General features: G+C 53.6%; 39 protein-coding genes, 2 tRNA genes and 2 rRNA genes. 38 read left to right on the forward strand and 5 right to left on the reverse strand.

All coding sequences use genetic code 11. The features are described 5' to 3' along the window. The 17 genes from VE009_RS20490 to VE009_RS20570 form a co-directional block, all read left to right on the forward strand. Positions 1-228 (forward strand): 23S ribosomal RNA (locus VE009_RS20490); the annotation flags it as partial. 157 nt (positions 229-385) lie between these two features. Continuing rightward, positions 386-502, forward strand: a 5S ribosomal RNA gene (gene rrf / locus VE009_RS20495). A gap of 136 nt (positions 503-638) precedes the next feature. Further along, entirely contained in the window at positions 639-776 is a 138-nt protein-coding gene (locus VE009_RS20500; RefSeq protein ID WP_325011478.1) for a hypothetical protein, read from the forward strand. Between the two features lie 115 nt (positions 777-891). Beyond that, positions 892-1,932, forward strand: a complete 1,041-nt coding sequence (locus tag VE009_RS20505; RefSeq protein ID WP_325011463.1) for a putative glycoside hydrolase — start codon at positions 892-894, stop codon at positions 1,930-1,932. A 66-nt stretch (positions 1,933-1,998) separates the two neighbouring features. Then, a complete protein-coding gene (gene guaB, locus VE009_RS20510) occupies positions 1,999-3,459 on the forward strand; it encodes an IMP dehydrogenase (RefSeq protein ID WP_325010888.1) in 1,461 nt (486 codons plus the stop codon). 125 nt (positions 3,460-3,584) lie between these two features. Beyond that, positions 3,585-4,871, forward strand: a complete 1,287-nt coding sequence (locus VE009_RS20515; protein WP_325010890.1) for a D-alanyl-D-alanine carboxypeptidase family protein — start codon at positions 3,585-3,587, stop codon at positions 4,869-4,871. Positions 4,872-4,960: 89 nt separating this feature from the next. Beyond that, complete coding sequence (gene pdxS, locus VE009_RS20520) at positions 4,961-5,845, forward strand: pyridoxal 5'-phosphate synthase lyase subunit PdxS (protein ID WP_325010892.1); 885 nt, start codon at positions 4,961-4,963, stop codon at positions 5,843-5,845. A gap of 55 nt (positions 5,846-5,900) precedes the next feature. Continuing rightward, a complete protein-coding gene (gene pdxT, locus VE009_RS20525; protein ID WP_325010894.1) occupies positions 5,901-6,476 on the forward strand; it encodes a pyridoxal 5'-phosphate synthase glutaminase subunit PdxT in 576 nt (191 codons plus the stop codon). A gap of 31 nt (positions 6,477-6,507) precedes the next feature. Continuing rightward, positions 6,508-7,788: a serine--tRNA ligase gene (gene serS, locus VE009_RS20530; protein ID WP_325010896.1), complete on the forward strand. Its 1,281-nt coding sequence runs from the start codon at positions 6,508-6,510 to the stop codon at positions 7,786-7,788. 46 nt (positions 7,789-7,834) lie between these two features. Beyond that, positions 7,835-7,924 (forward strand) — tRNA-Ser (locus VE009_RS20535). 110 nt (positions 7,925-8,034) lie between these two features. Continuing rightward, positions 8,035-8,382 carry a hypothetical protein gene (locus VE009_RS20540; RefSeq protein ID WP_325010898.1) on the forward strand — a complete coding sequence of 116 codons (348 nt, stop codon included), beginning with the start codon at positions 8,035-8,037 and terminating at the stop codon, positions 8,380-8,382. Continuing rightward, on the forward strand, positions 8,379-8,570 hold the full coding sequence (locus VE009_RS20545) for a hypothetical protein (RefSeq protein ID WP_325010900.1): 192 nt from the start codon (positions 8,379-8,381) through the stop codon (positions 8,568-8,570). Before VE009_RS20540 ends, VE009_RS20545 begins: the two co-directional genes overlap by 4 nt. A 5-nt stretch (positions 8,571-8,575) precedes the next feature. After that, positions 8,576-8,740, forward strand: a complete 165-nt coding sequence (locus tag VE009_RS20550) for a small acid-soluble spore protein P (protein WP_325010901.1) — start codon at positions 8,576-8,578, stop codon at positions 8,738-8,740. A gap of 263 nt (positions 8,741-9,003) precedes the next feature. Continuing rightward, positions 9,004-9,621: a hypothetical protein gene (locus tag VE009_RS20555; RefSeq protein WP_325010903.1), complete on the forward strand. Its 618-nt coding sequence runs from the start codon at positions 9,004-9,006 to the stop codon at positions 9,619-9,621. Continuing rightward, positions 9,618-10,163 carry an accessory gene regulator B family protein gene (locus VE009_RS20560; RefSeq protein ID WP_325010905.1) on the forward strand — a complete coding sequence of 182 codons (546 nt, stop codon included), beginning with the start codon at positions 9,618-9,620 and terminating at the stop codon, positions 10,161-10,163. The genes VE009_RS20555 and VE009_RS20560 overlap by 4 nt, the downstream gene beginning before the upstream one ends. Before the next feature lie 5 nt (positions 10,164-10,168). Then, positions 10,169-10,297 (forward strand): cyclic lactone autoinducer peptide, encoded by a 129-nt coding sequence (locus VE009_RS20565; protein ID WP_325010906.1) that lies wholly within the window; start codon positions 10,169-10,171, stop codon positions 10,295-10,297. 101 nt (positions 10,298-10,398) lie between these two features. Continuing rightward, positions 10,399-10,995, forward strand: a complete 597-nt coding sequence (locus tag VE009_RS20570; protein WP_325010908.1) for a CPBP family intramembrane glutamic endopeptidase — start codon at positions 10,399-10,401, stop codon at positions 10,993-10,995. On the opposite strand, the gene VE009_RS20575 is transcribed toward VE009_RS20570, so the two are convergent. Next, on the reverse strand, positions 10,976-11,602 hold the full coding sequence (locus tag VE009_RS20575; RefSeq protein WP_325010910.1) for a TraX family protein: 627 nt from the start codon (positions 11,600-11,602) through the stop codon (positions 10,976-10,978). The genes VE009_RS20570 and VE009_RS20575 overlap by 20 nt on opposite strands. Before the next feature lie 131 nt (positions 11,603-11,733). On the opposite strand from VE009_RS20575, the gene VE009_RS20580 reads away from it, so the two are divergent. Continuing rightward, entirely contained in the window at positions 11,734-12,225 is a 492-nt protein-coding gene (locus VE009_RS20580; RefSeq protein ID WP_325010912.1) for a hypothetical protein, read from the forward strand. A gap of 63 nt (positions 12,226-12,288) precedes the next feature. Here VE009_RS20580 and VE009_RS20585 read toward each other — a convergent pair. Together VE009_RS20585 and VE009_RS20590 are read right to left on the reverse strand one after the other, a co-directional pair. Then, positions 12,289-12,365 (reverse strand) — tRNA-Pro (locus tag VE009_RS20585). A 262-nt stretch (positions 12,366-12,627) separates the two neighbouring features. Further along, a complete protein-coding gene (locus VE009_RS20590) occupies positions 12,628-12,852 on the reverse strand; it encodes a helix-turn-helix transcriptional regulator (RefSeq protein WP_325010914.1) in 225 nt (74 codons plus the stop codon). A 351-nt stretch (positions 12,853-13,203) separates the two neighbouring features. On the opposite strand from VE009_RS20590, the gene VE009_RS20595 reads away from it, so the two are divergent. From VE009_RS20595 to VE009_RS20610, 4 genes are all read left to right on the forward strand, one after another. Then, positions 13,204-14,517: an FtsK/SpoIIIE domain-containing protein gene (locus VE009_RS20595; RefSeq protein WP_325010916.1), complete on the forward strand. Its 1,314-nt coding sequence runs from the start codon at positions 13,204-13,206 to the stop codon at positions 14,515-14,517. Next, on the forward strand, positions 14,456-15,073 hold the full coding sequence (locus tag VE009_RS20600) for a replication-relaxation family protein (RefSeq protein ID WP_325010918.1): 618 nt from the start codon (positions 14,456-14,458) through the stop codon (positions 15,071-15,073). The genes VE009_RS20595 and VE009_RS20600 overlap by 62 nt, the downstream gene beginning before the upstream one ends. Positions 15,074-15,090: 17 nt before the next feature. Next, positions 15,091-15,573 (forward strand): hypothetical protein, encoded by a 483-nt coding sequence (locus tag VE009_RS20605; protein ID WP_325010920.1) that lies wholly within the window; start codon positions 15,091-15,093, stop codon positions 15,571-15,573. Between the two features lie 84 nt (positions 15,574-15,657). Then, positions 15,658-16,353, forward strand: coding sequence for a stalk domain-containing protein (locus tag VE009_RS20610; protein WP_325010922.1), 696 nt, complete (start codon positions 15,658-15,660; stop codon positions 16,351-16,353). A gap of 247 nt (positions 16,354-16,600) precedes the next feature. On the opposite strand, the gene VE009_RS20615 is transcribed toward VE009_RS20610, so the two are convergent. Beyond that, the gene (locus VE009_RS20615; RefSeq protein ID WP_325010924.1) at positions 16,601-17,230 is read right to left on the reverse strand and encodes a hypothetical protein; all 630 of its coding nucleotides are present in this window, start codon (positions 17,228-17,230) and stop codon (positions 16,601-16,603) included. 27 nt (positions 17,231-17,257) lie between these two features. Further along, the gene (locus tag VE009_RS20620; protein WP_325010926.1) at positions 17,258-17,521 is read right to left on the reverse strand and encodes a helix-turn-helix transcriptional regulator; all 264 of its coding nucleotides are present in this window, start codon (positions 17,519-17,521) and stop codon (positions 17,258-17,260) included. Between the two features lie 105 nt (positions 17,522-17,626). On the opposite strand from VE009_RS20620, the gene VE009_RS20625 reads away from it, so the two are divergent. From VE009_RS20625 to VE009_RS20695, 16 genes are all read left to right on the forward strand, one after another. Next, a complete protein-coding gene (locus VE009_RS20625) occupies positions 17,627-17,869 on the forward strand; it encodes a hypothetical protein (RefSeq protein ID WP_325010928.1) in 243 nt (80 codons plus the stop codon). 94 nt (positions 17,870-17,963) lie between these two features. Continuing rightward, positions 17,964-18,257, forward strand: coding sequence for a hypothetical protein (locus VE009_RS20630; RefSeq protein WP_325010930.1), 294 nt, complete (start codon positions 17,964-17,966; stop codon positions 18,255-18,257). 362 nt (positions 18,258-18,619) lie between these two features. Beyond that, entirely contained in the window at positions 18,620-18,976 is a 357-nt protein-coding gene (locus VE009_RS20635; protein ID WP_325010932.1) for a helix-turn-helix domain-containing protein, read from the forward strand. Between the two features lie 173 nt (positions 18,977-19,149). Continuing rightward, complete coding sequence (locus VE009_RS20640) at positions 19,150-19,818, forward strand: hypothetical protein (RefSeq protein ID WP_325010934.1); 669 nt, start codon at positions 19,150-19,152, stop codon at positions 19,816-19,818. A gap of 55 nt (positions 19,819-19,873) precedes the next feature. Beyond that, entirely contained in the window at positions 19,874-20,110 is a 237-nt protein-coding gene (locus VE009_RS20645) for a helix-turn-helix transcriptional regulator (RefSeq protein WP_325010935.1), read from the forward strand. A 17-nt stretch (positions 20,111-20,127) separates the two neighbouring features. Next, positions 20,128-20,298, forward strand: a complete 171-nt coding sequence (locus VE009_RS27290; protein ID WP_414694919.1) for a DUF5659 domain-containing protein — start codon at positions 20,128-20,130, stop codon at positions 20,296-20,298. Between the two features lie 254 nt (positions 20,299-20,552). Further along, a complete protein-coding gene (locus VE009_RS20650; protein ID WP_325010937.1) occupies positions 20,553-21,134 on the forward strand; it encodes a hypothetical protein in 582 nt (193 codons plus the stop codon). A 146-nt stretch (positions 21,135-21,280) separates the two neighbouring features. Continuing rightward, positions 21,281-21,673 (forward strand): hypothetical protein, encoded by a 393-nt coding sequence (locus VE009_RS20655; protein ID WP_325010939.1) that lies wholly within the window; start codon positions 21,281-21,283, stop codon positions 21,671-21,673. Further along, positions 21,670-21,879: a hypothetical protein gene (locus VE009_RS20660; RefSeq protein ID WP_325010941.1), complete on the forward strand. Its 210-nt coding sequence runs from the start codon at positions 21,670-21,672 to the stop codon at positions 21,877-21,879. Before VE009_RS20655 ends, VE009_RS20660 begins: the two co-directional genes overlap by 4 nt. 148 nt (positions 21,880-22,027) lie before the next feature. Continuing rightward, a complete protein-coding gene (locus VE009_RS20665; protein ID WP_325010943.1) occupies positions 22,028-22,165 on the forward strand; it encodes a hypothetical protein in 138 nt (45 codons plus the stop codon). Next, entirely contained in the window at positions 22,165-22,551 is a 387-nt protein-coding gene (locus VE009_RS20670; RefSeq protein ID WP_325010945.1) for a hypothetical protein, read from the forward strand. The genes VE009_RS20665 and VE009_RS20670 overlap by 1 nt, the downstream gene beginning before the upstream one ends. Then, positions 22,545-22,754: a cold shock domain-containing protein gene (locus VE009_RS20675; protein WP_325010947.1), complete on the forward strand. Its 210-nt coding sequence runs from the start codon at positions 22,545-22,547 to the stop codon at positions 22,752-22,754. The genes VE009_RS20670 and VE009_RS20675 overlap by 7 nt, the downstream gene beginning before the upstream one ends. Before the next feature lie 2 nt (positions 22,755-22,756). Further along, positions 22,757-23,098 carry a hypothetical protein gene (locus VE009_RS20680; RefSeq protein WP_325010949.1) on the forward strand — a complete coding sequence of 114 codons (342 nt, stop codon included), beginning with the start codon at positions 22,757-22,759 and terminating at the stop codon, positions 23,096-23,098. Continuing rightward, positions 23,091-23,852, forward strand: coding sequence for a hypothetical protein (locus tag VE009_RS20685; protein WP_325010951.1), 762 nt, complete (start codon positions 23,091-23,093; stop codon positions 23,850-23,852). The genes VE009_RS20680 and VE009_RS20685 overlap by 8 nt, the downstream gene beginning before the upstream one ends. Positions 23,853-23,854: 2 nt before the next feature. Continuing rightward, entirely contained in the window at positions 23,855-24,139 is a 285-nt protein-coding gene (locus tag VE009_RS20690; RefSeq protein ID WP_325010953.1) for a hypothetical protein, read from the forward strand. Position 24,140: 1 nt separating this feature from the next. Then, on the forward strand, positions 24,141-24,467 hold the full coding sequence (locus VE009_RS20695) for a hypothetical protein (RefSeq protein ID WP_325010955.1): 327 nt from the start codon (positions 24,141-24,143) through the stop codon (positions 24,465-24,467). The last annotated feature ends 58 nt before the right edge of the window (positions 24,468-24,525 follow it).

Raw genomic sequence — 24,525 nt, forward strand, 5'->3', positions numbered from 1 at the left:
GGACCGGGATGGACGTACCGCTGGTGTACCAGTTGTTCCGCCAGGAGCATCGCTGGGTAGCCAAGTACGGAAGGGATAAGCGCTGAAAGCATCTAAGCGTGAAGCCCCCCTCAAGATGAGATTTCCCTGCTTGAAGACCCCATGTAGACGACATGGTTGATAGGTTCGAGGTGGAAGCGCAGCAATGCGTGGAGCTGACGAATACTAATCGGTCGAGGACTTATCCAACTACACCCCACAAAGTGACGAGTCGCTTCGAAGCGGATTCCGAGTACTTTGCGGGGACCCCAGCCATACGATGTTTCGTTCGATTCGCATCCAGTTTTCAGGGGGCAAGTCTTCTTGAACCAACAATCGATGTTTCTTGGCGGAAACATCACTTAGGTTTGGTGGTAATGGCGGAAGGGAACCACGCGTACCCATCCCGAACACGAACGTTAAGCCTTCCAGCGCCGATGGTACTTGGACCGCAGGGTCCCGGGAGAGTAGGACGCTGCCAAGCCGACAAGAACGCCTCGATTCGCTCACGCGAACGGGGCGTTTTTTGCTGTATATCGATTTGTCCCGTGCTGCGGTTCCATACATTGCTCGGTATCGCTCTTCCTGCCCTCCTCCATACTAATCCAAGGAGGTGGATCATGAATGAGCAAATATCGACGTTTATTTGCAAGTTTGTGTATCTTAACCGTCTTGTCGACCGGGTGCGCCGGATCGATGCAGTCGCCTCGAACCGCAGAGCAAAGTCCGAACGTTGCGGCGCCTCGGCAGGCGGCTGACGGAACCGCAAGGCAGATCGAACCCTCGTTACCTAAGGCTGGCGAGGCGAACGCCCCGCAGCAGCCGAAGCATGTCCCCAAGGGAGCGCCGGACCGCAACACCGCATCATCCCGAATGAATCTCCATGCAGCCTCTCCATCGACGCGACAGGCTCCCCCCCTGCCCGAGCTTCGGAATGATATCAAGGGGGTATATGTCTCATCGCACGCGTTAACCGGGGCGAAATGGCGCAACATCGTGAATTTGCTGCAAAACACCGAATTGAACGCCGTGGTCATCGACGTGAAAAATGACTACGGCCGTATTACGTACCCTTCACAAGTTGAGACGGCTAAGGCGCTGGGCTCCGATGCCAATGCGAAAGTTCGGGATATGGGCAATGTGATCAAGACCTTGAAGCAGCAGGGGATTTACACCATCGCGCGAATCGTCACCTTTAAAGACCCGTACGCCGTATCGAAAAAAACGGAATGGGCGATTCGAACAAAAAGCGGGGCCGTTTGGAAAAATAAGAAAGGCTTGGCTTGGCTAGACCCATATAAGGAAGAGACATGGCGGTACAATATCGATTTGGCGAAGGAAGCGATCGGCTTAGGATTCGACGAGGTTCAATTCGATTATGTCCGATTCCCTGAACAAGTCGGCGATCTAAAGCGAAACGCGGCGTTCGCGAACGACAACGGGGAGACGAAGGATCAAATTATTCAGCGTTTTCTGCGCACCGCCTCTCAGGAAATTCATGCCGTCGGCGGACGCGTGTCGGCGGACGTGTTCGGGCTGACGACGACGACGAAGAACGGCATGGGCATCGGACAAAAGTGGGAGCTCCTGGTGCAGGAGGTCGACGTCGTTTCCCCAATGATTTATCCGTCCCATTATGCGACAGGGAGCTATGGGGTGAAGCACCCGGATTTACGGCCTTACACAATCGTATCGATGGCGGTGAAGGACGCCAGAGCCCGCAGCGAGGCGCTTAAGCGAAACGGCGAGCACGCGGCGCAAATCCGCCCTTGGCTGCAGCAGTTTACGGCGACTTGGGTTCATCCGCATCAAAAATACGGGAAAGAAGAGGTACGCGAACAAATCCGCGCTTTGAAGGAACAAGGCATTCATCAATACTTACTATGGAATGCGAATTGCAATTACGCGCTATAGCCTTTCTTGACCCGTAAATTTGACTCTGTTACTATTGGCTGTAATGAAAATCGAGGAGGGTCTCCCTTGGCTTGGGAAAATAAGTTTGCAAAAGAAGGTCTGACTTTCGACGATGTTCTGCTGGTCCCTCGCCGTTCGGACGTACTGCCCCGGGAAGTGGACGTGTCGACGAAGCTCGGACCGAACTTGCAATTGAACATTCCGCTTCTCAGCGCGGGCATGGATACCGTTACCGAGTCGGCTTTGGCCGTTGCGATCGCCCGGGAGGGCGGCATCGGCATTATTCATAAGAATATGTCCATCGCGCAGCAGGCGGAGGAAGTCGACCGCGTCAAGCGGTCCGAGAGCGGCGTCATCACGAACCCGTTCTCCTTGACGCCGGAACATCACGTCTATGACGCCGAAGAGTTGATGGGCAAGTACCGAATCTCGGGCGTGCCGATCGTCGACGGCGACAATAAGCTGGTCGGCATCATTACGAACCGCGACCTTCGTTTCGTCCATGACTACTCCATCAAGATCAGAGAAGTCATGACGAAGGACAACCTGGTTACCGCGCCGGTCGGCACGACGCTCCGGCAGGCGGAAGTCATCCTGCAGCAGCACAAAATCGAAAAGCTGCCGATCGTCGACGACAATTACCAGTTGAAAGGCCTTATTACGATCAAGGATATCGAGAAGGCCATCCAATTCCCGAACGCCGCGAAGGACGCGCAAGGCCGCCTCGTCGTCGGCGCTGCGGTCGGCATCAGCAAAGATACGTTCGAGCGCGTAGCGGCGCTCGTCGAGGCGGAGATCGACATTCTCGTCGTCGACTCGGCCCACGGCGCGCACGTCAACATTATCGAGACGGTGCGTAAGCTCCGGCAGGCGTATCCGAACCTGCTTATCATCGCGGGCAACGTGGCAACGGGCGAAGCGACGCGCGATCTGATCGAGGCGGGCGCCTCCGTCGTCAAGGTCGGCATCGGCCCGGGTTCGATCTGCACGACGCGGGTCATCGCCGGCATCGGCGTGCCGCAGGTGACGGCCATCTACGACTGCGCGAACGTCGCGAAGGAGTATAACGTGCCGATCATCGCGGACGGCGGCATCAAATATTCCGGAGACGTCACGAAGGCGATCGCAGCGGGCGCCAACGCGGTCATGATCGGCTCCCTGTTCGCAGGAACCGAGGAGAGCCCGGGCGAATCGGAAATTTTCCAAGGCCGCCGCTTCAAGGTGTACCGGGGCATGGGCTCCATCGGCGCGATGAAGGAAGGCAGCAAGGATCGATACTTCCAGGAGAACGAAAGCAAACTCGTTCCGGAAGGCATCGAAGGGCGCGTACCGTACAAAGGGCCGCTCAAGGACACGATCCATCAGCTCGTTGGCGGTTTGCGCGCCGGCATGGGCTACTGCGGCACGCGTACGATCGATGAACTTCGTTTGGACACGCAGTTCATCAAGATCACGGGCGCAGGCCTTAGAGAAAGCCACCCGCACGACGTGCAAATCACGAAAGAAGCGCCGAACTACTCGATGTAGCGACAAGGGAGGACGGGGAAACCCGTCTTCCTTTTTTTGTATTGGGCCCCTCGCCGCTTTGGCTGTCTCTGAACCTATGATACAATAGAAAAATGCAAATCTATTCGCGAAGGGGAATGACTGTTATGCTAACGAAACGTTTCAGCCGGTGGGCAATGCTTGTCACGTGCATCATTCTGGCTCAAACGTTCTCGCCGTTCATGCAAGCCGCGCAAGCCGCCGAGCAAGTCGATCTCGGGTTGAACGTGAGGGCTGCCGTCTTGATGGACGCGGAAACCGGACAAATTTTGTATGCCGAAAACGAGGACCAACCCTATCAACCCGCCAGCATGACCAAGATGATGACGGAATATTTGGTCATGGAAGAAATCGAAGCGGGGCGCATGACTTGGGATACGATGATCTATACGACGAAGGCCGCTGCGGACGCGATCGGATCCGGGCAGCAAATGGCCGAAGGCGAATCCTACGACGCACGCAAGGTGTTCGAGCTGTTGTCCATCTACTCCGGCAACGATGCGGCCGTGGCGTTCGCGGAGCATATCGCGGGCACGGAAGAACAGTTCGCGAAGTTGATGAACGATACGGCGAAAAAGCTCGGCCTTTCTTCCGGCACTCATTTTATTAATTCTACCGGTTTGTCTCGCAGAGATATGGGAGAATATGCGCCGGCGAGCATCGAAGGCGAGACGCTGCTAACCGCGCTGGACGCTGCGAAATTGGCGCAGGCGATCATATTGGAGCATCCGGAAGTGCTAGAAATTACGAAAATTCCTTCTCTGAAATTCAACGAGAACGATCCGAAGCCGATGGTCAACTGGAACTGGATGGTCGAGGCGAATAAAGACAACCCGAATTTACGAAAATATGCCTATGAAGGGCTCGACGGGCTGAAAACGGGGCATACTTCGGATGCCGGATATTGCTTCACGGGCACGGCCGAGCGTGACGGCATGCGCCTCATCAGCGTCGTCATGGGGGCGGAATCCGAGCACGCCCGGTTCATGGAAACGCGCAAGCTGCTCGATTACGGCTTTAACACCTTCGAGAAGCGGACGATCTTGGCCGCGAAGACGGAATTGCCCGACGTGAAGACGGTGCATATCCGGAACGGTCTCAAGCAGGACGTGCCGGTCGTCGTCGGCGAAGGCATTCAGCTCGTGGTCCCGAAGACGGAGGAAGCGACGCCTCAGCTCGAGGCGAAGGTGTATCCGCCGGAGCAGCTGTCCGCTCCGTTGAAGGCGGAGGACCAAGTCGGCACCGTCGAGGTCACGTACGGCGATTTGAAAATGGAAGTGCCGCTCATCGTGACGGAGGACGTCGAGAAGGCCGGATGGTTCCGCATGATGATGCGCGGCATCGGCGGCTTCTTCTCCGGCCTCTTCGGAGGCATCGTGGGCCTGTTTAAATAAGGCCGCTTGTATTGCTAACACGCTTGGGAATGTGTAAAATATACTTTCAGTAATCATTAGTATCGGATAAGAATCGGAGGGCAAGAAACATGGTGCAAACGGGGACTCTTCGCGTCAAGCGCGGGATGGCTGAAATGCAAAAAGGCGGCGTCATCATGGACGTCATGAATGCGGAGCAGGCGAAGATCGCGGAGGCGGCCGGAGCATCGGCGGTCATGGCGCTGGAGAGAGTGCCTGCCGACATTCGCGCGGCCGGCGGCGTCGCACGGATGGCAGACCCGACGATCGTGGAGGAAGTGACGAAGGTCGTCACGATTCCAGTCATGGCGAAAGCGCGGATCGGGCACTTCGTCGAGGCGAAAATTCTCGAGTCTCTCGGGGTTGACTACATCGACGAGAGCGAAGTATTGACGCCGGCGGACGAAGTTTATCATATCAACAAGCACGATTTCACGGTGCCGTTCGTATGCGGCGCGCGCGACCTCGGCGAAGCGCTCCGCCGCATCGGCGAAGGCGCATCGATGATCCGGACGAAGGGCGAGCCGGGCACGGGCAACATCGTCGAAGCGGTACGCCACATGCGGATGATCAACGCGCAAATCCGCAAGGTGCAGAGCATGTCCAAAGACGAGCTGATGGCCGAAGCGAAAAACTTGGGCGCGCCGTACGAGCTGCTGCTGTACGTACACGAGAACGGCAAGCTCCCGGTCGTCAACTTCGCGGCAGGCGGCGTAGCGACACCGGCGGACGCGGCGCTCATGATGCACCTCGGCGCGGACGGCGTCTTCGTCGGATCCGGCATTTTCAAGTCGGACAACCCGGAGAAATTCGCGAAGGCAATCGTCGAAGCGACGACGCATTACACGGATTTCGCTCTGATCGCGGAGCTGTCCAAAAACTTGGGCACGCCGATGAAGGGCATCGAAATTTCGAAGCTCGAATCGAATCAAAGAATGCAGGAGCGGGGTTGGTAAAACTCCCCGCTTTTTCACATATTGGAAAAGGGAAATGAAAGCGGGTGCGGGCAAGATGAACGTCGGGGTACTGGCGCTGCAGGGCGCGGTGGCCGAGCATATTCGCAGCATCGAAAGCTGCGGCGCGAAAGGAACGGTCGTCAAGCGGGCGGAACAGCTCGCCGAGCTGGACGGGCTCATCATTCCCGGCGGGGAAAGCACGACGATCGGCAAGTTGATGCGGACGTACGATTTTATCGATGCCATACGCGAATTTTCGGCCAGCAAAAAGCCGATCTTCGGCACGTGCGCAGGCCTCATCGTGTTGGCGCAGCGAATCGTCGGCCAAGAGGAGACGCATCTGGGTTTGATGGACATTACGGTCGCGCGCAATGCCTTCGGTCGTCAACGGGAAAGCTTCGAGATCGATTTGGACATGAAAAACTGGAACCGTCCGGTGCGCGCCGTCTTCATTCGGGCGCCGCTCATCGAAAGCGCCGGCGACGGCGTGGACGTACTGGCTACATATAAGGACGGGATCGTCGCGGTGCGGCAGGAGCATTTGCTCGGGGCATCGTTCCATCCGGAATTGACGGACGACAACAGCATGCATATGTATTTCATAGAAATGGTGCGCGAGTATCGCGCATAGTCGCTGGCAGCCGCCTGGGAGGTTGTAAGTAGTGTTAGATACGAAATTGCTGCGAAACGATTTCGAACGGGTAAAGCAGTCGCTGATCTCGCGCGGAAAGCCGCTGACAGATCTCGAGCAGTTCACCGATTTGGACAGCCGCCGCCGGGAGCTGCTGCAGGAAAGCGAATCTTTGAAAAATCGGCGCAACACGGTGTCGCAGGAAGTGGCTCGGAAGAAAAAAGCCGGCGAAGACGCGGAAGCGCTGATCGTCGAGATGAGGGACGTTTCGGACCGCATCAAAGCGCTGGATGACGAAATTCGCGTCGTCGAAGAGCAGCTGGACGCCATCGTCATGTCGATTCCGAACGTCCCGCACGAGAGCGTTCCGGTCGGCGCGAACGAAACGGAAAACGTCGAAATTCGTCGTTTGCTGGAGCCGCGTTCATTCGATTTCGAGCCAAAGCCGCATTGGGAAATCGCCGCGGAGCTCGGCATTGTCGATACGGAAGCGGCGAGCAAGGTGACCGGTTCCAGATTCGTGTTCTATAAAGGGTTAGGGGCGCGTCTGGAGCGGGCATTGATTAACTTCATGCTGGACCTCCATACCGGCGAGCACGGCTACGAAGAGCTGACGCCGCCGATGATCGTCAACAGCGACAGCTTGAGAGGTACGGGACAGCTGCCTAAATTCGCGGAAGACGTCTTCAAATTAGAGGGCATGGATTACTTCTTGGTGCCTACGGCGGAGGTGCCGGTCACCAACTTCCATCGCGAGGAAATTTTGAGCGCGGACGATTTGCCGAAGTATTATACGGCGTACAGCGCATGCTTCCGCTCCGAGGCCGGCTCGGCTGGACGCGATACGCGCGGTCTGATCCGACTCCATCAGTTCCATAAGGTCGAGCTGATCAAGATTACGACGCCGGAAACGTCGTACGAAGAGCTCGAGACGATGACGGCGAACGCGGAGAAGGTGCTTGAGAAGCTCGGGCTTCCGTACCGTGTGTTGGCGCTCTGTACAGGCGATATCGGCTTCTCTGCGGCGAAGACGTACGATCTCGAGGTGTGGCTGCCGAGCGCGGCCATGTACCGCGAAATTTCGTCCTGCAGCAACACGGAGGACTTCCAAGCGAGACGGGCGCAAATTCGGTTCCGCCGGGACGCGAAGTCGAAGCCGGAATTCGTCCATACGTTGAACGGGTCTGGCCTCGCGGTCGACCGAACGATCGCCGCGATCCTTGAGAATTATCAGCAAGCGGATGGCAGCGTGCTTGTGCCGGAAGCTTTAGTACCGTACATGGGCGGCGTGACGCGCATTGCCAAGAAGTAAGGCATTGTAGCGACACACCCAAATGTGGTACAATGCAGATTGTCGCGGAGAGGTGGTCGAGTGGTTTAAGGCAGCGGTCTTGAAAACCGCCGTAGTCGCAAGGCTACCGTGGGTTCGAATCCCACCCTCTCTGCCATACATACGAAACAACGGGAGCGGATCGCCGCTCTCTTTTTTTTGTTAACGATTTGGCACGCATAAAACCCCTCCGGGAATCCCACCTTAAAAAACGGAGGTGTTGTCAGGATGACCAAAACGGCCGAATGGACCGTGAATGCGGAAGAACTGGCGAAGGCGTGGAACGAAACGCTGCCGAGACTGCTCAACCCATCCGACAAGGCGAGCGTCGCCCCCGACGCGAAGGATTCGAACGTGCTTCATATTCACATTATCACGGCGGGCCGCAGCATGTATAACTTCGACTTCCGCGTCGAGTACGTCGACAATCGGGAGGTTCGGGTGGATCTCGTGGACGCGGAGCGGGACGATGTGACGACCGACGAACGGCGAGACATCGTTCAGACGTTGATCGAAGACTATGTCCGCCATATTCACGAGTGCGCACAACAACTGAAGGGGCTGACGAACCCATGACGAAATCGCCGAACGGAGTCGACAAAAACTTGTCGAACGTTGTCGCCTCGTTGGACGGTCCCGAGCTGCCGGCGTTAGAAAATCAGCAGCGAAATCAGGATAAAAACGACCGGCGCCATCAGGACCGGCTCAACGTCGCCTCGCAGCGTCACGAAGCCGAGCAAAATCATCAGGCAGGGGAGAGCTAAAGGCCATGAGCAAAAGAGGCACTTTCACGATCGACCCGCACATCGGACAAAATCACGAAAATCCGGCGAAGCACCGCAAGGATCCTGCGCACCCCGTCGAACCGCTGTCCGGCTCGAAGAAGGTTAAAAACCGCCAGCATTCCCGGGCGAATCACGGGGAAGGAAGCTAAGCTATACGCAAGGCCGTCTCTATAGGGACGGCCTTTTTCCCATGTCTCAGGGAGCGCTTACAGCGCTGTGGGACAAATACTTTAGATCGAAAATTGTGTTCGACAACCTTCCCTTTTTGATGTACATTGAGACTAGAACCTATCAAAGTGGTGAGCTGAAACCTATGACGCTAGATCTACAATTTTTAATAAATTTATTCTTTTCATTCTTAGATTTCACCGGATTTACGATTATTTCGCTGGCGATTTATAGAATCCCGATTATGCTATACTGGAAACGGCTTCTCGTCATTCAGTTCGTATTCATCGCCGTCATGCTGGTACATGATTACGTGTTGATGAACAAGGATTATTACGCGCTATCGATCGCGATGACCGGGATTATCTTATCGATCGTACTGCTCCGCATCCCTTTTTTATTTTCATCGCTCATTTGGGGCACGGGATACCTCGTCAGCACCGGCATGCAAACCGCGATTATCGTGGTGTTTACGTCATTTAACGTCATTACGGTCGAACAAATGATGACGAGCCAGTTGACGCGAAATTTGTTGATGTTTCTCTCGTTCCTGATCAACCTGACCATCGTGTACATTATGGAGAGGAAACGTCTCGGATTTATGTTCATTACGAACCGATTCCGGCTCCAAAAGCGCAATCTGCAGCTGAAAGATTTCTTCATCGCGACGTTCTTCATCTGCGCGATCAGCCTAATCCAATTCGGTCTCCTCAGCTATTTCCGGCATGAGTTGAACCACTACCTGTTTATCATTTTCGGGTCGATGATCATTATCTCTTTGATTGGATTGTATATTACTTACAAGTTTAATATGCAGGAAATCGATGAAAGATTTAACGTATTGCGGAGGAAGAAGCCTTGATAACGAAACTGGCGACGAGAATCGCGGTCTTTATCCGAAACAATAACGCGCAAGCCGCATCCATGGACGTGTTGATGTTTTCGCTGGAAGTCGTGTTGAACGCCTTGCTCGTCACGATCACCGTGCTTTTCGTCGGTCTTGCGACCGGACGATTCCTCGACGCGCTGATGCTCTTGGTCGCCTTCGTCACGCTCCGGTTTTTCAGCGGGGGCATGCATCTGCCGACCTCGAAGTTATGCAATCTGATTTCGATTAGTATATTTCTAGTTCTATTATTTTTGCCGATTCCCTATTGGAATACAGGATTTGTATTAAATCTACTTGCATTTTTTCTTGTAATTGTATATGCTCCTACCAAAGACATCATGCATTTGAATTTATTGGGTCCGAAATACACATTGCATTTTAAGATTGCTAGCATCCTGATAGTACTTTCGAACTTTTGGTTACAGAGTCCGGAGTTAGCGCTGGCATTCTTTTCACAATCCCTTTCCCTTACACCGCCAGCTTATGCTGCTGCAGGTCATCTTGAAAGGAGGTGAATGAGATGAAATATCGCATCGCACTGATGGCGAATGCCGTTCTGGCCGCAATCGCGACGGTGGTAATGACGAGCGCAAGCTCCGCATACTGGTACCGTCCGGAAGTTCCTGCTGAACTGCAGCGCAAGCAATAATTCTTTACATCATGTTTACTTTCATAGTTAGCGGATGACAAAGTTCACTCGATGCATAATCGGTGAACTTTGTTATTTTTTTAGGGGAGGACGTAACTATCATGATTGCTCGCTTGGATTGGCGCTTGTTGTCGCTGCTCGGGGCGGCCGCCGCCATTTTGCTCCTCCAGCTGCTTTGGCCGACGGCCGCCTCCGCGATTTGGCCGCCTCTCGGGTTCGTGTTATTCGCCTGCGCGCTATTCCGGAAGGAATTGAAACAATACGATTGGGCCGCGCTGAAGACGGCGCGGTTTTGGGAGCCCGCTTTTTTCGCAGTGACGCAGGGGATCATGGCGCAAGCCGCGGGGATCGTCATCGTCCAATACGGCCTGCGCATCCCGCCGCCTCCGACCGTCCTTTCGCTCAGTTTGGGGGTCGTTATTAGCAGCGTCTTGTTCTCGGCCATTCTTGAGGAATTGATTTATCGGAAGGCTTTGTACGGATGGTTTTCGAAGTTTGCGGGGTTTTGGCCGGCGGCCGCGGGCAGCTCCGCGTTGTTCGCGCTGGCCCATCACAATTATTCCGCTTATTTGGGATACTTCCTGCTCGGTTTGGTGTGGTGCCGGACATACCGACGGACGGGCGATATCGGCGTGCTGATCGCCGCCCATATGATTTTCAATGCCGTCGCCATGATCGTTATCGCTGCAAGAGGATAAGGGACGCGTACAAGGCGGCGAGATGCGCCGGATAGAACGAGCGCCATAACCAGCTCGGCACGCGGTACGAGTCGAAGCGCTGCGACAACGTAAGATACGCAAAGAGGACGGTCGGAATGAGGCTGAACAGCTGCAGCGCCGCGCCGGTCCACGCCACGTAAGCGAGATTGAGCGCGAGGTGAGCGAGCAGCATCGCATGACCCCGCGTATATCGATAAATGACGATTAACAACAAGCCGTAGGCGCCGTAGTCGAACGAGACGAGCTCCATGAGCAGCGCGGCGGCGGCGGGCCATAAATAACGCATCGGATCGTTCGGCATGCGTTCCATCAAATACAGCGCGCCGACGGATACGAAGAACGTGCCGATGACGTTGATCGTCCATGTGTTGAAAAGCAGAGAGAACGGAATTTGGGACAGCGCCGCGAGGACGGCAAGCCTTCGGATATAGCCCGGCATGCTGCGGGTGCGGTTCATGCCGACCGCGATGAAATAAGCGTAAATCGGAAACGCCAGTCTGCCGACGATTTGCCAGATCGGCGCATGCGGGAACCAGCTCTTCCCGAAATGATCAAGAAACATAGAAATCATAGCGACCCACTGCATGCTTGTCCCACCCTCCCGTTTTGCGATTATTATACCACGCCCGGGAAAGGACGCATCCTTGCGTACATATTTTGCCAGTCGTTTGCGAACCATACGGAAGGTAACATTTCCAAGGAGGCAGGTGGCGAACGATGCGTTGGTATGTACCGGCTGCGATTGCGCTGTTGGTGGGACTCGGCACGGCGGGGAACGCGGCGGCGGCCGAACGTCCGGACGAGCACGGCGGGCATCATCGCGCCCAGGTCCGCGTCATGGCGTCCCCGACGCACCACGCGATGTATATGCAGCTGTTGGCGGAGAAGTATGCGCCGGACACGGTCGAAGCGTGGAAGCAAACGATGGACGAGCGGGTCGCGCTGATGGGCGAAATGCGGGAGCTGAAGCAGCAATCTCGTGAATGGAAGCAGGACGAAGCGAAAGCGAAAATGGAACGGTTCGCGAAGGAAAGCGGCGAAGCGATGAAGAAGCGCAAAGCGCTGTTCGAAGAGTTCACGAAGGCGGTGGAAGCCGAGGACGGGGCCGCGATCAAATCGCTGCTGCCGAAGCTGCTCGCTTCGGAACAACAGTTGAACGCGGCGCTTCGTAAGTGGGTGGATCAAGAGAAGCAAGCGAAAAGCTCGTAACAAAAACGAAAAACCGTCGCGTTCGGGGCGACCCGAGCGGACGGTTTATTATTTGTTATGGAATGGTCGAGACGACAGGATTCGAACCTGCGACCTCTTGCTCCCGAAGCAAGCGCTCTACCAAGCTGAGCCACGTCTCGACGTTGTCGCGTTCATCGAGCGACGACATGAACTAATATATCATGGACTAGTATTGAATGCAAGGGGTAATTTCTGGCGCGCCACGGCGGGATTCGAACCCGCGACGCACAGTTTAGGAAACACGGTGTACATCCGTTAAGCTCACGAATGCCTTTACGTAGCCATTCCGCCGCTAATCCGAGGGTACACGGTTATATGCGAAGGCCTACGGTTTAGTTCGTAAAATTATTTTATCCGAATCGTGCCGGCGAATCAACGCCTTCACACGTTCCAAAATTTTGACGCGCTGAATAATGGATCAACTTGGCGAAGAACTTTTTCGATCTTCTGCGCGTTACGGAAATTCGGAACCCTTTCGTCATCGATCGCGAGTTGACTTATTGTTCCGCGGCTGACTCCGCTTTTCTCCGCCACCCATTGCTGCTTTATTCCTCGTTCGTCTAAATATTTCCCGAATTTGCTGCGGGGTTTCCCCAATCCAAACATAAGATCATCGCCTCCCGTTAACCATCATGTACACAAATCAAATTTTTTAAACTATCGGCAAATTAATTTGAATAATGGACAAACCGCACCCCATATCGTTTATCAAGGCCGGCGGAAATGACCGCGGAAAGTACCGCCGACGCCGATCGGATAGCTGACTCGGTACGTACCGGATCTCGGCGACGTATTCACACGGTGCCGCGGACGGTGCCAAACGGCGGAGCCCCGCGGATATTCCCCCGTCCCATTCGGTGCCGCCGAAGTCACACTATCCTATCGGATATCCATCGGAGACGGTGGCGCGGCGCACATCGGAAACCCTTTGAAATTGTTGGCAGGAAGGTGATGCGATTGATACTCGAAATATTCGGAGTCGCGGTGGCCGGCGGGCTGCTGGCGTGGACGTTCCTCGACGGGAAGGGCGTGACGGATGCGAGCAAGATCCAGCGGATCGCGAACAACTGCGGAATCAACGTAAAGGAGGGCGGAAAGCTCCGGACGATCCATTTGCTCCGGAAACGGAAATACGAATGGGGCACCGAATACGTCTACCGCTTGCCGCTCGGATTATCCTTCGACGAGGTCAAGGCGAAGAAGGCGCACATTGAGGACGGATTGAACCATCGGCGCGGGATTCTCGACTTATCGGTCGATGATCTCCGGACGCTGCGAATCGACGGCGATATCGTCGCGCAAATAAAGGCGCTGCTCGCCGGCAGGAAGCACCGGATGGAGATCGACATGGAATACGACGGTACGCTTCGTATACGCGTCTACAAGGCGCCTATGCCCGCGCTGGTGTCTTATGACTCCTCGATGGTCCAGCGCTGCCTAGGATGGCAAATATGCGTCGGAGAGGCGCGCGAGGGCGGCGTGTTCCATGACTTCGACCAAATACCGCATTTGATTGTCGCCGGCATGACTCGATACGGCAAATCCGTCTTCTTGAAGAACATCGTCACCACGTTAACCACTACGCAGGCGAGGGATGTCCGGTTTACCTTGATCGATTTAAAGGGCGGGCTGTCGTTTAACCGGTTCAAGGATCTCCGCCAGGTCGAAACAGTCGTTAAAAACGTAGACGAAAGTCTCGAAGCCCTCCGGAAGATGCACGCGGAGATCCTCCGCCAGCAAGCGGAATTTCTCGCGAAGAGGTACGAAGACATCACGGAGGCGAAAACGAATCGGCGCCATTTCATCATCATCGACGAAGGGGCGGAGCTGGCGAGTGCCGGTGAGACGGTGGCGGAGGTGAAACGGAAGAAAGCGGAGTGCGAGCATATCATCGCGGAAATTGCGCGGATCGGCGGCGGGCTCGGGTACCGGTTAATTTACGCGACGCAGTATCCGACGGCCGATACGTTGCCGCGCCAGGTGAAGCAGAATTGCGACGCCCGCCTGTGCTTCCGGCTTCCGACCGAAATGGCGAGCCGCGTTGTTCTCGATGAATCCGGCGCCGAGGAGCTCCCGCTGATAAAGGGGCGCGCGATTTACCGGACCGACCGGAAGCTAGTCGTGCAGACGCCGTTCATCGATAACGAGTTTATCGACCGGACAATTCGGCCGCACATCGTAATCAAGCCGAGGAAGGAGGAGACGCCGAGTGTTAGAGAGCCAACGCCGGAAGATCGCCCGGCAAGACGCTATTCTCTCGACATTAGCTAAACTCGATTACGCCACACGCGCCCAGTTACAGCGGCTTCACGATCTCCGCAGCGACCGGAATGCGCGCAAGGTGCTCGACGGGATGCGCGACTATATTTCGTCGTTCCGGAGTGAATCCGGCGAGAACGTGTACCATCTCAATAAAGCGGGGCGCGAGCGCGTGAATTTCGCCGTTGTCCGCCAAAAGATATCTACGGCCGGCCATTATCTGATGCGCAACGACGCGTATATCCATTACGGCGCGCCGGTGGATTGGAAGAACGAAGCGCGAATCAAGGCCGACGGGGAAGGGGCGGCGCACATCATCGTCGACAGCTATTTCGTGTATGAGTTGCGGCGCCATTTTCTCGAAATCGACCATAAGCAGCACATGAGTAAGAACCGAGAGAAAATCGAGCGATACAAGCGCCTCAAGGCGACCGGCGTATTCCAGGAGAAACTCCGCTACTTTCCGAGGCTCGTATGGGTCACGCTGACGGAGGAGCGCCGGAAGAAACTCGCCGAATGGTGCGACGGGCTCGATGTCGTTGTCCATCTGTGGGACGAAATCAAATAATCCGGGAGGGATTCCGAATGGTAACGGTAACGATCGGCGTCAAGGGCGGAGTGCACACTGAGTTGTTTCGCAAATACGAGGCGCCGGCCGCCAAATATCCGCAGAAGGCGCCGCCGCTCATCGATCGCCGTCGGCTGAATGATCCGCGCGTGAAGTCGCTGCTCGAGTTCGGCGTGCCGTTGGCGCTGTTATTATCGCCGCTCAGCGCCGTAAAAGCGTTCGCTGCTCCCGCCGCAATAGAGGCCGGCGATGCGATTCCGGTCATTGGCGACGCGATTAAAGGGAAGATCCTGCACGCCTTCGACCCTCTCATCGACCTTATCGTCGCGTTATCGTATCCCATCGCCGGATTGATGATTGCCGGCGGCTGCCTCTTTATCATGGTCGGGAATCGCGAACGCGGAATGAGCATCCTTCAAAACGCCGCTCTCGGGTACATTCTAGTGCAACTCAGTCCGCTGATGCTTGATCTCCTCGTCGGAATTGGGAAAAGTATCTAAATAATAATTTTATTTACCAGGTAGGAATTTGTTTTATTATGAAGAATTATCACTTATAGAATAAGTTTACAGCGGGGTGTATCAATGAAAAAGAAAATGTTATTAGCGTTTTCATTTCTTGTGGTTGCTGTGGTGTCTCTGTCGGTCGGTGTGTACGCTGCCTCGGATATCAAATTGGTGGTCAATGGTAAAACAGCGAATGCGGAAATCCAAATTATCAACGGGGCTAGTTACGTTCCACTCCGTGCGGCTGCTGAATTATTGGGCGCCGAGGTCAATTTTGACAATGCAACGCGTACTATTACGATTACCAGTAAGGCAGGAACACAAACGGGATCGTCGCCTACGCCGGTCACGACCGGCGCGAAGTCTTTCAACGTTAACGTAACTATGGAGAGCGGTCCGATGAAGATGAAAATTTCTAAGGTAACTCTCGATTCCGCGTTCAAATCTTCTCCATATCTTGATCCAATTAATGCGGTAATTCTTGATGTTGAGGTTGAAAACACGTCAACCGATACAATTAGTTGGCATCCTAATCAGGGGACGCTAGTCTTGAACACAAAGGAGCAAGCTGAGGCAGCCATGTCGTTATTCCATTCTGACGACGTTGGGGGAGAGTTCGTCGGTAAAGTCGTTAAGAAAGGGAAAATTGTTGTAGAGGTCAAAAGTGATGTTTCAGAGATTACGAGCCTAAGTTTTAGGGTGAGTGGGCCATTTAATGCTGAAAGTTTTGAAACCATCGGAGCAGAACAAACGGTCGATATTGTTCTTCAATAAAGCTCGAAAAAAAGACGACGTGATTTTTGCGTCGTCTTTTTATATTTCAGTATAAAACTTGCAAGCACTTCGAACATAATATGTTTGATCCGTAAAGAATACCGTCGCATCATCGAACGAATATATCCGGCCGGCGCCTATGTATTCGTTATCCCGCACGACGGTAACTTCCGCAAGGGACATCGCTGCCTTCCGAAAGTCACGATCGGAGCGTAAGCGGACTTTACGTTTCAATATCAACCACAACCTAAAGAATCGATGAAATCATTTTTATCACGTTATCCCATAGAGTGAACAGACCGTTACTTGCGGTTGTTAGTTCCTTTACACTATTTATGAGGGATTTTATAACGCTGGGCTTCCTTGTTTCTTTTGGAGTCGACACCTCGTTGGCTATTGTATCTACAAGTTCAACGATTTCGTTTTTAGTCTCCAATTTCAATTCGCTTGAGAGGACAGATTCTACGAAATGTTTTAACAAAGAAGCAAGTTGTTCAGAGCCACTTGCGCTTACATTTCTCAGTGAAACATTTAGTTTTTCAAGGTTTCCAGTGTTTACTGATCCAACTACGCTGTCTTTTATTTTTATGTCATTGATATTCCCAGTAAAATAAGTGGGTGGTCGAACGTCGTACTTTGGTGTAAGGCCTCGAATTCCAGTAGTCATCTCAATGCTATCAGTTAAAAAGTTCATTTGTTTATACAGGTGATTTAGGTGGATATCGTTCACTTGTTGATATTTGTGGTAGCAATTGAGGCACAGCAGGTGTCCTTGAATTTGATACATGGCCGGTGTTCCGCACTGCGTACATAGGCTTTGATGTGCCGCCGGTCTAGCTGAATTATTATCTTTCTTAAACCGATCAAGCCAATTCATCCACACCAACCCTCCCCAATGAAATAATCATGGTAAATACTCGAGGATGTCCCCAACTTTGTAGTTCTTTCCAGTTAGTTCGTTAAGTGTCGCGATGATAATAGCCAGCGTCTCGAGGTCGATCCGTTTTGTCTTATCGTCGCACAAGTCGTATATCAAATTTGGACGCACTTTCGCCTCGCGCGCGAGTGCGTTTTTTGTGATTTTACCTTCGTTTCGCTCGATTATTTCTCCGAGCTTGATCCGAATATGTGGCACTGGATAACACCTCTCCCGCTTAACATTATACATCAAACGATAGTCAAGTGGAAATTATTGCTTGACGTTAAACGACAGGGCGTATACACTATCGTTAAACGTCAGACGATAAACTATATGCGTTAAGGGAGGATATATATGCAAATCCGCTATGTACAAATCGACGGACTTTTTCTTGTCTCTCTCATCGGTTTCAATCAGCGCTTGGTAACGAATCCCCGCCGCTTCTGCCGCATCACAGGCGCATCACCGCGCGCCGTACTCGGTTGCATGGACGTCACGCCCGAGGTAGTGGCCGCTATTGGCTTCATCTTTCCGGAGGAGGTGTCCGCTAATGCATGCGATCTACATTCCGCCGAACCGGCCGTCGCATCCGCCTAATTCCCGCCGGCGCCGCGCTGCGTTGCTCCGGTTGCTCGCCGTTGTCGTCATTGACGCCGTGATCGACGCCGTAATTTAACGGAGGAGAAGCGTAATGAGCGCGAGGACTTACGATCGCATTACCGTGTATTACGTCGAAGGCGACACGGATTTCGGTATATGCCTCGACGAAAGTGACGTCGAAGAGTTACTCGCCGCGCGTTGGGAGCGAGCGGATAAGACCGGTCCGATGTGGAAGCCGCCGACGGTGTACATCGGATTCTTCACCGGCGCCCGCGACGACGACCACGTATACAGCGGTTGGTTTTCGTACGGCGATTCCGTGTATCCCGTCGTCGATAGTATTCCGGATCTCAACTTCGCGATCCACCGGAAGCCCGGCGGATGATTCTCCGATGATGTTCCGGCGCGTTGGCGGCGCGCTGTGGCGGAGGAGATCGCGATTCCGCCGGCGGCAAACGGCGGGATCTTCGGCACATTCCGAAGTTTTGGCGGACTTCGGACGATCTTGCGGCGGGTAGAGACATCACCGTCTCTTACGGACGGCAATCCGTTTGGCAGCCCGCCGCCAACATCGGGTGGATTGACCGGTTTAGGCGGCCGGTTAATCCGCTCGTTTGCGTTTATGGAATGTAATACGCGGGAACATATGTTTGGTTTCGTCGTTTTGCGTAAGAATTTCGTAATTTGTCCGTAGAAGGAAATTTCGTGTAATATGGCGCTTATCTCATCCGAAGGGTAGGCGTCAACATGAATGAACTAGATAAAAAAACGTTAGAAGCTCTGAATGTATTGATCGAGCATATTAGAGCGGAGGTTATTCGCGAATTAAAAGCGGGAGGGTCCGGAGAAACCGCAAAGCCAGCCGAAGCTATTGGCGCAGGTGTGATAAACTTCGACGAATATCCGGCCGTACTTGACGTTACCGAAGTCCAAGAGATCATGCGTGTCGGTCGAGATTCCGCTTACAGGTTGATGAGATCCGGAGAGTTTAAGGTAATCCGGGTGGGGAAGCAACTACGCGTCGCAAAGTCGGTGTTTGCGGAGTATTTGGCGCGTAATCACGGCGGAGATCAGACTCGTATAAGCAACTCGCCGGCGAAGTGAAATCCGAAGTGTGCGAAATGGCATGTGCGAAACGTCATATTTAGGAGGTGATGTCGGTGTGAATTCGTTGTAAAATCGAATTGGATACACGGCTCACCTTACGTTTTGTTTTCGAGTGATTCGGCGGATGCCTAGCGCAGAATCAGCGCTAATCAATCCGTAGGGGGAATCGTATGGTATCCAAGCGAAAAGGTAACGTCGTAAGCACGGTCTATTTGCGCTTAGAGCGCTTATGGGATCAACATCGACGAGACCCGCAGCAAATTCGAAATAAGCTTGCGCAGGAGTTTATCGACGCTTTATATGCAGAGGGTTTCGATTTTAAGCGGATGCAGCGCGAAAAAATGAAGCATCCGCAAATCCGACGCAAGGACAAGCGTCCGATATTTACCGTGCTAGACATTCTCGCCGACTTCATTATCAATGCCGAAATGATTCCGGAGAGAAGTGCTGAGTACCCGGTGGCGAATGCGGAAGCGAGTTTCGAAGGGGAACAGCGGAGAAAAGAACGGGAATTCCCGTACGATGAGACATCGGCGACTCTTGGAATCGACGGCCGCGATTACCGAAGCCAAAAACGGCGGGAGCGAAGTCATACCGAGGGGAACTTCGTAGACGAAAACGCAAAAATTCGCAACTACGAGCGCCGGAGACGGTACGAAGCGTTTAAGCGAGGAGAGGCACCGGGAGTTCTACGCGTCGACATCGAATCGGGCGAAAAATTTTTTTCGGAAGCACCGTACTTTTTACCCGCTGAAATCCCATGTATAAGTAGAGAGGGCGATCGGTTGTCTTGCGCAAACAGTCGATCATCTCTCGAGACTCGGTCCGCCTTCGGGTGAACCGAGTTTTTTTATGCCCATAAGTTTACGAATTTTAACACTGAGGAGGGCTGTAATGGACGTTGATAATGCGACGTTTAAGAAAATCCGCAAGGTTTACGCGCTGAGTTGTTCCGAAATGGGATCGCTGCTCGACGTCTCGACTACGCTGGTCAGCTACATTGAACGCGAGCGCCGGACGCTGACTCCGGAAATTCGCCGCAAAGTGATCGACGAGTTCGAACTCACGCCAGAGAAATTGGCTAAGATCCTAGAGGTTTACGAAGAGTACCACGCGGCGCCGCGTCGATAATGGAGGGAGTACGAATGATGAAGCGGGAACTAATCGTGAGATATCAGCGTTTAGCCGGATACTTAATGCAACGCGGTTTTGTACTATTGGACATGCGGCCAAATCCCGAGGTTCCGCATAGGAATGTTTTCATTTTCCGTGAAAGTTCGGATATCAAAGCTGCAATTTCGGAGTTCAAGAGGGAGTAATGTCCGTTTTGGACATAACGTTATGTACCTCTTGGACATTACGTATTGTCCGTTTTGTACACAGAGATAGATATACTGGAGTTATATATACGGAGAAAGATATACAAAACATTTCGATACATTCGTATCGAGACGCGCCGGAATGTATTCATATATGATCTGACACGGTAAAGGGTAAAACCCTTAGAGACAGATAAAAGAGGGGTTATGTCCAAAACGGACATTACCTCAAAAACTAATGAAGGGGCGCTCCAATGATTGATACTTCTAAAACACTCACGGCCAACGACAGTTTTCAGAAAGCGGAATACGTTGTACTGCGGATGTACCCATTGTTAGACGGTTTTTCGGTAGAAACGGCGGGGTTATACATTTACCTCCGGTCCTGGCGAATGAACGACCCGGAAGATCCGATGTACGGTCGAGTGTGGTTGAGTCGTGAAGAAATTTACGCACAGACCGGAATCGGACGCAAGGTATTCGAAAGGCATCTCGAGGTTTTACAACGATATGGACTCGTCGGAACGGAGAAGTCGAGGGTGCGAACGAATAAACTGAACTTCATCGTAAAGGAGCCGCTAACCGAGGCAGAGTTTCGTATTGAATATCGCGAAGCGCTCGACCGTTTTACGGAGAAACTCCGGGAGATCCAAGAACGGAATAAGAAGGACGAAGAGTCATTCGCTACTAAGCGTACGGATTGGAAGGCGGAAAGTACCGGGATGACTGCGGCGGAGAAATTGCGGTCGAGAATCAAACCCATCAGGCAAGAGGAGGCGCCGGTTTCGTCCCCGGAGGAAGATTCATCCTTGGAACAACTCAAAGCATGGTTATAGCGCAAACGCGATCGATGTTTTGACGCGTTTTTATTTTGCACGGAAACCGTCTTACGACCGGACGTGAAACGGTTGGGGCTTTTAAGCCGCGGGTGACAAACGAAGTCTAAACGGTACCGCACGGATTAGCGTTAGGGATGAAAGGAATGGAAGTCACACACGATCAAGACGGTTTTACGTACATCAAGTATCGCGAGGACAAACGGCCGCTAAAATTGGCGGTGTACTATCTTCGCGATGACGATGACAGCGAGAGCATCCTCGACGAAATCATCGGTTATGTTTTACACACGGTCAACAAGCCGAAGCACCTGGCGAAGATGGAGGAATCGAAGTTTTTCGCTCTTATCGAACGGACCGCGACGATGTTCTGCAAAGCATATTCGCCGTCAAAACGGTACAACGGTTTAACGAAGCCGGAGATCCGCGGCGCGATATATTGGATAATGCTTGGCGGAATCAATGCCGGCGATGAGTGGCCGGATAGCTTCCGGATCACATCGGAGACATTCGTCCAGAGGGCGGAGGGTTATCGATGAACCGGCTGTGGCGTCTTAACGAAAGAGAACTCGCAGCGTATACGGAGGACTTCGATATCATCCGTAAGATCCGCCGATCGTATCCGGATTTCGCTGTCATGGCGGAATATTCGAAGGCCGGCGAAGTGTTTGCGTTGCAATATCGGGTGCCGGCGACGAGGAAGCGGTCGGCGCGTCATTTACTCGGCGTGGACGTCGATCGGTAGGCGTACGGAAACAACGGAAATAGTGGCGAAATAGCCGTCGAAAGCGCGGGAGGTATAAACACCTTCGGGGCTTATTTGTCGTGGCTAAACCGCCGGATAAAACGTGCGGAGCGTACCAAATATGCACGATTTTCGGAGGGGGTTCGCAATGGCTCGGAAATCTTCGGCGGAAGTTCGCCGCAGCAACCGAAAGCACAAACGGAAGCCCGAAACTAGACGGAATGACATCTCGAGATCATGGACGGCGAAAGTGGCGGAGAAAATTCGGAAGCTGGAGGCGTTGTAATGCAGAGAGTTATTCGCGCGCGGATCTTCGTTGAGCAAGACGCCGAGGGCACCGGTATCGGAATCGAGGTATACGAGCCAGTCCGGGAGCCGGCGGTGATTACGTTTATCGCAAGTCTTTACGTAGAGAAGATCGTCGGCAACTTGGCGGCGATTAGGATTGCGGCGGATAAGCTGCGGAGGGTCTTCGGGGAGAACGTACTGATTAAGGTGAAGACGCCGCATAACGTCGCCCATTACGCACGAAATCCGGTGGAGAATCTGACCATCCGGTCGGAACGACGGATCGATTACGAGGGAGCTCGGGTATTGGCGCTGGACGCTCTTAAAGAGAACCGGCGCTTTTCCATATTAGAACACATAAAAGGGGTAGAGGAACGATGGTAAGAGGCAAGGTTAAGTTTTTCGACGACACAAAGGGTTGGGGATTCATCAGCGGCGACAACGGGGATAGTTATTTCGTTCACCACAGAGATATCTGCGTAGACGGATGGCGGACGTTATCCGAAGGACAACTCGTCGAATTCGACGTAGAGACGACGGATCGAGGCCGGAAAGCAGCTAACGTCTACGTTATCGTGGAGGGCTAAGAATGAGCGCCGAAATCGCGAAGAAACGCGAGGAGCTCGAGCAAGTCAAAGAGCTCGCGCGCAGCCTCCTCCGCCAGCCGGGCGGAAGCACATCGCCGGCATACCGCGCCGCATCCCGGAAGATGTCCGAATTGGCGACGGAGATTGCGGCGATGGAAACGGAGCAGCACCGAAAGGATGATCCGCTCGAGTCGATGACGATCGATGAGCTGCGGTCGCATTACGAGGCGAAAGAGAAGGAATACGGCGCCATGTCCGGCCGGGACTTCCGAACAATTACCGAATTGACGCGGATCGCGGACCGAATCCGCCAAAAGGAAGAGGAGAATGAATCGAATGGCTAAACCGAATTTCTTACAACTTGCACGGCAGTTAACCGCGGGCGTCGGCGAAAAGATGTCCGCTTTTCTTTCGCGCGAAAAGGCTCTCGAGCAGAAGATCGCGGCATTGACGGAAGAGCGCGGCCGCATCTCGAAGGCATATTCGCCGGACGCCGGCTTTAACGCCGCGGCGCTGCAACGTATCGACGACGAGATTAAAGCGGCTGAGACGGAATTAGCGGTCTTACGCGAAGCAAAAGCGGACGCACCGAAGCATGACGCCGCGCGAGCCGCCGCCATGATTGACGATGTTCGTTCGGAAGCGATCGCCGAGCTCCGGAAGAAAGCGGAGGAAGCGGAGAAGCTGCGCGAAGAGATCGCCGCGGCGAAAGCGGCATACCTCGAGGCGCTTCGGAAACATGCGGCGCTTGTTCGGGACGCGGATTACATTCGTACGGATTATCAGAGCACAATCCGCGAGCTCGCCCATTCCGTAAAGAAGGAAACCGAGCGGCTCCGTGACGAGGCGCAAGCTCTGGACCGGCAGATTTACGAGATGGGACAAACGGTTAGCGGTGTAAATCCGCAGCAGCACCGAATCGATGCGATTACGGCCGATCGCGACGAGATCCGGCGGAAGATCCGAGAGATGGAAGCGAAGACGGCCGACATTGCGAATCCAGTCCGCGGTATTGAAGCTTTCTTGATGTCCGGCGCCGGTAATCCGTATTTGATCGACCGCGATACTTTAGCGAAAGCATCGAAAGGGGAAATGTGAGGATGAGAGCGAGCAAATTCATCGCCCGCGAGCCGTTCCAAGGTACAGGGGATGCGGTTTTTGATTTCGACGAGGTAATGGAAAGTTTATTTATCATTAACGACGGATCTACGGTGTTGACGGTTACTACTTGTTCCTTTGTTGACGGAAAAGAAAGAGAAATTTTCTCGGTACCGTTACATGGGAATGAGAAATTCGACGAGATCCTTCATCCATTTAACCGCGTGAAAATAACGGGTTCATCTTCATACCGCGGGTGGCCGCGAATGGAAGTAGTTGGTGCGTAAAATGACCAACGCTCTCCCGCAAGTATTCGAAGAGTTCGCCGAGATCCGCGATGACCTAACGCGCGAGCTCCGGAAATGCACGGATGAATCGCCGGAATTCCATGCGACGATCGATGCGGCGATGCAGCGGCTCGATGAATGCGCGGCGAAAGTCGAGGCCGGCCGGAATGTGTTGTCGCGGGATAAATTCGAGGCATACGCGCTCATGGCGACGGCAATCCGGCTATTCCGCGAGTGGCTCGATGGCGCGCGTAAGTCGAATCCGAATAAGGACATTTACTACGCTTCCGGCGCCGCATACAGCCGGGCGATAAGCAAATTCAGATAATTTAGCAAAGCGAGAGACCTCGGATAATTCCGGGGTCTTTTTGCATTTGGGAAAGGGG

Source organism: Paenibacillus sp. (genome assembly GCF_035645195.1).
Lineage (GTDB): Bacteria > Bacillota > Bacilli > Paenibacillales > YIM-B00363 > Paenibacillus_AE.